General features: G+C 55.5%; 3 protein-coding genes, 1 tRNA gene, 2 rRNA genes and 1 pseudogene. All 7 read left to right on the forward strand.

Annotation, left to right across the window (positions count from 1 at the left end):
- Positions 1-469 precede the first annotated feature (469 nt).
- Positions 470-3355: ribosomal RNA gene (locus PMI11_RS30015) — 23S ribosomal RNA — on the forward strand.
- A 182-nt stretch (positions 3356-3537) separates the two neighbouring features.
- Positions 3538-3652: ribosomal RNA gene (gene rrf, locus PMI11_RS30020) — 5S ribosomal RNA — on the forward strand.
- A gap of 200 nt (positions 3653-3852) precedes the next feature.
- Positions 3853-3929 (forward strand) — tRNA-Met (locus PMI11_RS30025).
- Positions 3930-4275: 346 nt separating this feature from the next.
- Positions 4276-4761, forward strand: coding sequence for a DUF305 domain-containing protein (locus PMI11_RS30030; protein WP_007824928.1), 486 nt, complete (start codon positions 4276-4278; stop codon positions 4759-4761).
- A 12-nt stretch (positions 4762-4773) separates the two neighbouring features.
- Positions 4774-6231 (forward strand): YncE family protein, encoded by a 1458-nt coding sequence (locus PMI11_RS30035; protein ID WP_007824929.1) that lies wholly within the window; start codon positions 4774-4776, stop codon positions 6229-6231.
- Positions 6232-6291: 60 nt separating this feature from the next.
- On the forward strand, positions 6292-6819 hold the full coding sequence (locus tag PMI11_RS30040) for an RNA polymerase sigma factor (protein ID WP_007824931.1): 528 nt from the start codon (positions 6292-6294) through the stop codon (positions 6817-6819).
- Positions 6816-7083: pseudogene (locus PMI11_RS30045) on the forward strand (anti-sigma factor); the annotation flags it as partial. The gene PMI11_RS30040 and the pseudogene PMI11_RS30045, both read left to right, overlap by 4 nt.

A 7083-nucleotide genomic window follows, 5' to 3' on the forward strand; every position in this document is an offset into this window, starting at 1 on the left:
GTTGTGAGTTTTACTCATGACGTCCGAGCCCGGTTCCTGAGAAACCATGGATGGCCTAGCCGGCCGGGTATGGTGGAGGGACTGGAGGTAGGAAGGAAGCTTGTCGCTCTGGATCGTCCAGCGTAAACCGCTTAGCGGTTTATCGCGTGTTGTTCGATGTCTTTGGGCATCGTCTGACGGACGATCGGATTACCGTTGCCTGACCGCGCGGTATCGGATCAAATCTCGAGAAGCTGGTCTTAAGACCTGACACAAGCGAGCTGCTCGGCGTAGCTCCAATAAAGTGATCAGGTCGAACACGTCGATGGCATCTGAATGATCTGGTTGTAAAAGGTAACCAGGTTGTTGGGGCTGACCGCCGCGGCAACTGAAGAGTTGTCCGTATGGTCAGATTTGGAACCCCTTCGAGCGCAAGCGAGAAGGATAGGAATTCCAAATCCAACTAAAGATGAGCATTGGCAATGAGAACGATTAAGTGTCGTAAGGGCATTTGGTGGATGCCTTGGCATGCACAGGCGATGAAGGACGTGATACGCTGCGATAAGCCGTGGGGAGCTGCGAATAAGCTTTGATCCATGGATCTCCGAATGGGGAAACCCACCTTAAATGCTTGGGAAATCTGTTCTGTTGGCTTTTGGTTGATCGAAGCGGATGCTTCGCAAGGCCAGAGGCCGTCGCCGGTTATCCGGCGTGCTGTCCGCAGGCCTTTGGCCGTGAGGACAAACAGGAGAGGTTTCCAAGCATTGTAATAAGGTATCTTACTTTCGAATACATAGGGGTAAGAAGCGAACGCAGGGAACTGAAACATCTAAGTACCTGCAGGAAAGGACATCAACCGAGACTCCGCAAGTAGTGGCGAGCGAACGCGGACCAGGCCAGTGGCATTAGTGATTAAAGCGGAACGCTCTGGAAAGTGCGGCCGTAGCGGGTGACAGCCCCGTACGCGTAGATATCATTAATGTCCTAGAGTAGGGCGGGACACGTGAAATCCTGTCTGAACATGGGGAGACCACTCTCCAAGCCTAAGTACTCGTGCATGACCGATAGCGAACAAGTACCGTGAGGGAAAGGTGAAAAGCACCCCGACAAGGGGAGTGAAATAGTACCTGAAACCGGATGCCTACAAACAGTCGGAGGGGGCAACCCTGACGGCGTACCTTTTGTATAATGGGTCAACGACTTAGTGTAACAAGCAAGCTTAAGCCGGTAGGTGTAGGCGCAGCGAAAGCGAGTCTGAATAGGGCGATATAGTTTGTTGCATTAGACCCGAAACCGAGTGATCTAGCCATGAGCAGGTTGAAGGTTGGGTAACACCAACTGGAGGACCGAACCCGCATCTGTTGCAATAGATTGGGATGACTTGTGGCTAGGGGTGAAAGGCCAATCAAACTCGGAAATAGCTGGTTCTCCGCGAAATCTATTTAGGTAGAGCGTCTGGCGAATACTCCCGGGGGTAGAGCACTGGATGGGCTATGGGGACTCACCGTCTTACTGATCCTAACCAAACTCCGAATACCGGGAAGTACTACCAGGCAGACACACGGCGGGTGCTAACGTCCGTCGTGAAAAGGGCAACAACCCTAACCTCCAGCTAAGGTCCCCAAGTCATGGCTAAGTGGGAAAGGATGTGAGGATCCCAAAACAACCAGGATGTTGGCTTAGAAGCAGCCATCATTTAAAGAAAGCGTAACAGCTCACTGGTCTAAATAAGGGTCTTTGCGCCGAAAATGTAACGGGGCTAAAGCCATGCACCGAAGCTGAGGATTCCTCTTTGAGGAGTGGTAGCGGAGCGTTCCGTAAGCTGATGAAGGGAGACCCGTGAGGGCTCCTGGAGGTATCGGAAGTGCGAATGTTGACATGAGTAACGATAAAGAGGGTGAGAGACCCTCTCGCCGAAAGACCAAGGGTTCCTGCTTAAAGTTAATCTGAGCAGGGTTAGCCGGCCCCTAAGACGAGGCGGACACGCGTAGTCGATGGGAACCACGTTAATATTCGTGGGCCTGGTGGAAGTGACGGATCGCACAAGTTGTTCATTCTTATTGGATTGGATGGGCAGCGGAGCGGTTCCAGGAAATAGCTCCACCGTATAGACCGTACCCGAAACCGACACAGGTGGTCAGGTAGAGTATACCAAGGCGCTTGAGAGAACTATGTTGAAGGAACTCGGCAAATTGCACGCGTAACTTCGGAAGAAGCGTGACCCCAATCTACGCAAGTATTTTGGGGTGGCACAGACCAGGGGGTAGCGACTGTTTATCAAAAACACAGGGCTCTGCGAAGTCGCAAGACGACGTATAGGGTCTGACGCCTGCCCGGTGCTGGAAGGTTAAGAGGAGAGGTGCAAGCTTTGAATCGAAGCCCCAGTAAACGGCGGCCGTAACTATAACGGTCCTAAGGTAGCGAAATTCCTTGTCGGGTAAGTTCCGACCTGCACGAATGGCGTAACGACTTCCCCGCTGTCTCCAACATAGACTCAGTGAAATTGAATTCCCCGTGAAGATGCGGGGTTCCTGCGGTCAGACGGAAAGACCCCGTGCACCTTTACTATAGCTTTACACTGGCATTCGTGTCGGCATGTGTAGGATAGGTGGTAGGCTTTGAAGCGGGGACGCCAGTTTCCGTGGAGCCATCCTTGAAATACCACCCTTATCGTCATGGATGTCTAACCGCGGCCCGTTATCCGGGTCCGGGACAGTGTATGGTGGGTAGTTTGACTGGGGCGGTCGCCTCCGAAAGAGTAACGGAGGCGCGCGATGGTGGGCTCAGACCGGTCGGAAATCGGTCGTCGAGTGCAATGGCATAAGCCCGCCTGACTGCGAGACTGACAAGTCGAGCAGAGACGAAAGTCGGTCATAGTGATCCGGTGGTCCCGCGTGGAAGGGCCATCGCTCAACGGATAAAAGGTACGCCGGGGATAACAGGCTGATGACCCCCAAGAGTCCATATCGACGGGGTTGTTTGGCACCTCGATGTCGGCTCATCGCATCCTGGGGCTGGAGCAGGTCCCAAGGGTTTGGCTGTTCGCCAATTAAAGCGGTACGTGAGCTGGGTTCAGAACGTCGTGAGACAGTTCGGTCCCTATCTGCCGTGGGTGTAGGAATATTGACAGGATCTGTCCCTAGTACGAGAGGACCGGGATGGACATATCTCTGGTGGACCTGTTGTCCTGCCAAGGGCATAGCAGGGTAGCTATATATGGACGGGATAACCGCTGAAGGCATCTAAGCGGGAAACCCACCTGGAAACGAGTGTTCCCTATCAGAGCCGTGGAAGACGACCACGTTGATAGGCCGGGTGTGGAAGTGCGGCAACGCATGAAGCTTACCGGTACTAATAGCTCGATTGGCTTGATCGTTCTCATTGACTATGCTCATCTCAGGGCGAATGCATTGCATTCGTCCCGACAGAGCAAAGGCGTCTGCCTTTGCGACGGGCCCGGCAAACACGCAAGTGTTTGTCCGGTTTGAGCCTTTGACGTGTTTAAACAAGCAGGCCTTCGGCCTGCACCAGCTTCTCACACAAGTTGCGCTTCGCTGACCTGGTGGTTATGGCGGGGTGGCTGCACCCGTTCCCTTTCCGAACACGGCCGTGAAACGCCCCAGCGCCTATGGTACTTCGTCTTAAGACGCGGGAGAGTCGGTCGCTGCCAGGTCTGCTAAACGCAACTCGTGAAAATCTTCTCATCACAAACTTACGGCCCAAAGCCGATCAAAGGGCCGCTCGCAAAGCGGCCTTTTGTGCTTCTGGAGCACAGGAACACGAGACAAATTGCAAAGCAATTTGCTCGGAAGAGAGCGTAAATCGCCAAAGGCGATTTACGCTATCGCGACAAATCCTACGGATTTGCGCTGGCGCGGGGTGGAGCAGCCCGGTAGCTCGTCAGGCTCATAACCTGAAGGCCGCAGGTTCAAATCCTGCCCCCGCAACCAAATCTTACTAAACTCCCCCGAAATCTACCCGTACGCAGTTTATCGCTGGCGTGAAGACCTAATCTTCCCTCTCGATGCCAGCTCATCGGCCCAAAGCGCTCCATAACCACAAGGATCAGCAAAGCGAATCCAGCAAGGCCGCAACAAAAAACCAATTAAAAAAGCCCGCCGCAAAGCGGGCTTTTTTGTTGTCGTGAGAAGCGGCCATGCCCATCGTCTTTAGCCACCGCAGCCTGCCACAACGCCAGAATTTATCTGACCGTCGGAAAAACCGCAGCTAGACGGAATAAATCGGCAGCTCCGTTGTCCACGTTCATGAAACCGCTCTGCAAAACAAGGAGCCCGCATGAACGTCTTTCCCCAAAAAAGATCCCTTCCGCTGGCGGCATCGATCTTGGTGATCCTGTCCGTTTCCGCGTTTGCGGACGATCCGGCACCGCATGAACACACCACCTCCGCGGTTACCGACGAGACGCCGTTCCTGACGGAAAACGATGCAGCCATGGCGAAGATGATGAACGGCATGGCGGTCAAGCCGACAGGCGACGTTAGCAGGGATTTCGTCGAGATGATGATCCCTCATCATCAGGGCGCGATCGATATGGCGCAGGCCTATCTGCGTTACGGCAGCAATGAACAGCTCAAACGCATTGCCCAGGAAATCATCGTCGATCAACAGCAGGAAATCGCCGCGATGAGGCTGGCTCTCGGCGATCCCCTTCCGCCTTCGGAGCCGGCGCCGACGCAAGTTTCCCCGCAAAACTCCGTCTCTTCCGGCGCCGGCATGTCGATGATGCCGGCCATGGATCCGAACATGAAAATGGGCAATTGAAAGGACCCCGTCATGAAGTCTAGCCTTCTCGTCCTCAGCCTGCTTGCCGGCACGACGCTGGCCCCTTTAACAAGTTTCGCCGGCCAGGCGCCGGGTGCGGCCTCCGATCCGGATATCCCGATCAGCAGCAAGGATCGCGTCTACGCAGCCGAACAATTCTCCAACACGGTTTCGGTCACCGATCCATCCACCAACAAATTGCTCGGCGTCATCCGTCTCGGCGATCCGCAGCCGGGCAATCTCAGCCCGCTCTATCGTGGGCAGGTCCTGGTCCACGGCATGGGTTTTTCGCCCGACCACAAGACATTGGCTGTCGTTTCGATCGGCTCGAATTCGGTAACGTTCATCGACACAGCGACTAACGCCGTAAAGCACACCACCTATGTGGGCCGCTCGCCGCATGAGGCATTCTTTACACCTGATGGTAACGAAGTCTGGGTCACCGTTCGCGGAGAGGATTACATCTCCGTCGTCGATGCGCATACCTATGAGGAGAAGCTGCAGATCAAGGTGCCGGCCGGCCCAGGCATGCAGATCTTCTCGCCGGATGGAAAATACGGCTATATCTGCTCCTCGTTCAATCCCGAGACGGTTGTCGTTTCTGTCGCCGATCACCAGATCGTTGGCCATATCAAGCAGGAAAGCCCCTTCTGCCCGAACATTGCGGCGACGCCTGATGGCAAGCAGGTTTGGTTTACTCTGAAGGATATCGGCAAGACACAGGTCTTCGACGCTGAGGCCCCCTTTGATCTCATCAGGACGATCGATACCGGGCCGATCACCAATCACGTCAACATCGTTCACAACGCCAACGGCGAATTTGCCTATATCTCCGTTGGTGGCCTTAACGAGGTGAAGGTCTATCGCACGGATAATTTCGAACAGGTCGCGACAATTCCCGTCGGCAATCTTCCGCACGGCGTCTGGCCATCAGGCGATGGCACGCGCGTTTATGTGGGTCTCGAAAACGCCGATGCGCTGGCAGCGATCGATACACTGACAAACAAGGTGATCGCTACGATACCGATCGGCCAGGCACCGCAGGCCGTCAACTATGTCCCCAATGCAGTTCCTGAGGGCAACGGCATGCAGAACCTCCAACCGCTCGGCGTCGCTGGCGGGGTGGCACATCTTGTCCTGCACGCGCCGAAGGCGAAGCAGGATGGCGTTGCACCAACGAGTGTCTCTCTTTTCGATCAGGGTCTGTCACAGGTGTTGCAGGCATCCGTGACGGGGCTGGAGCCCAAGAAGCCTTACATTCTTGCGCTCTCCACGAGGGCTGACGGTACTGGCGATCTTCAGCCTTTGGCGTCATTCATGACGAACCCGGCCGGCTCGGCAATCGTCAATGCCGTCGGCCCCATCAGACAGATCGTCCAGAGCAGAGAGAAGGCCGAGCGCCGCTATCTCGTCATTACCGCGGCAGGAGATAAAGGGTCCGGCGAAGTGGTCCAGATCGAAGCGAAGTAGATCTCTTCCGCCCGCCGCCTGTGATAGGGTGGCGGGCGAAAGCTCCTGAAGGTAAGCCTCATGAGTGACATTCTGCAGCTTGTCGAACCGATGATCCCGGCGCTCCGCCGCTACGCCCGTGGATTGCTGAAGGATGTAACGGCGGCCGACGATCTCGTTCAGGATTGCCTGGAGCGGGTTATTGCCCATTGGCATCATCGCCGAAACGACGATCCGCGCACCTGGATCTTTGCTATCCTTCACAATCTGGCGGTCAACCGGTTGAAACAGACCGCACGCCGTGGCGAACATCTGCCCTTTGAGAAGGTGGATGAAAGTGCCTTTGCCCGGCAACCGACACAGGAAGATAATCTGATGCGTCGCGATATTATTCAGGCGCTGGAGAAACTTCCCGAGGAGCAGCGCAGTGTCCTGTTGCTGGTATCGGTCGAGGATCTGTCCTATTCGCAGACAGCCGAAGTCCTGGCTATCCCGATCGGCACCGTCATGTCGCGCCTGTCGCGGGCGCGTGAGCGGCTACGGCAGATATTGGAGAACTCGGGGCAGACAACACAGGGGCCAGCCGCCCATCTTCGGAGAGTAAAATGAGCGTGAAACCGATCACCGAGGATGATCTTCACGGTTTTGTGGACGGCGCGCTGGATGAGGCGCGTGAAGCCGAAGTTTCCGTCTATCTTGAAACCCATCCCGAAATCGCCGCGCGAATTGACAGCTATGGCAGGCAGCGGCTTGATTTGCGGGCTGCGCTCAACTTTGTCGCGGAAGAACCAATCCCGAGCCGACTGAACATAAGCCACCTGCTGGAGGTGCCTAAGCAAGGCCGGCTGCCTTTCTGGCGTATGGCGGCCGCCG

The organism is Rhizobium sp. CF142 (assembly GCF_000281145.1).
Classification (GTDB): Bacteria; Pseudomonadota; Alphaproteobacteria; order Rhizobiales; family Rhizobiaceae; genus Rhizobium.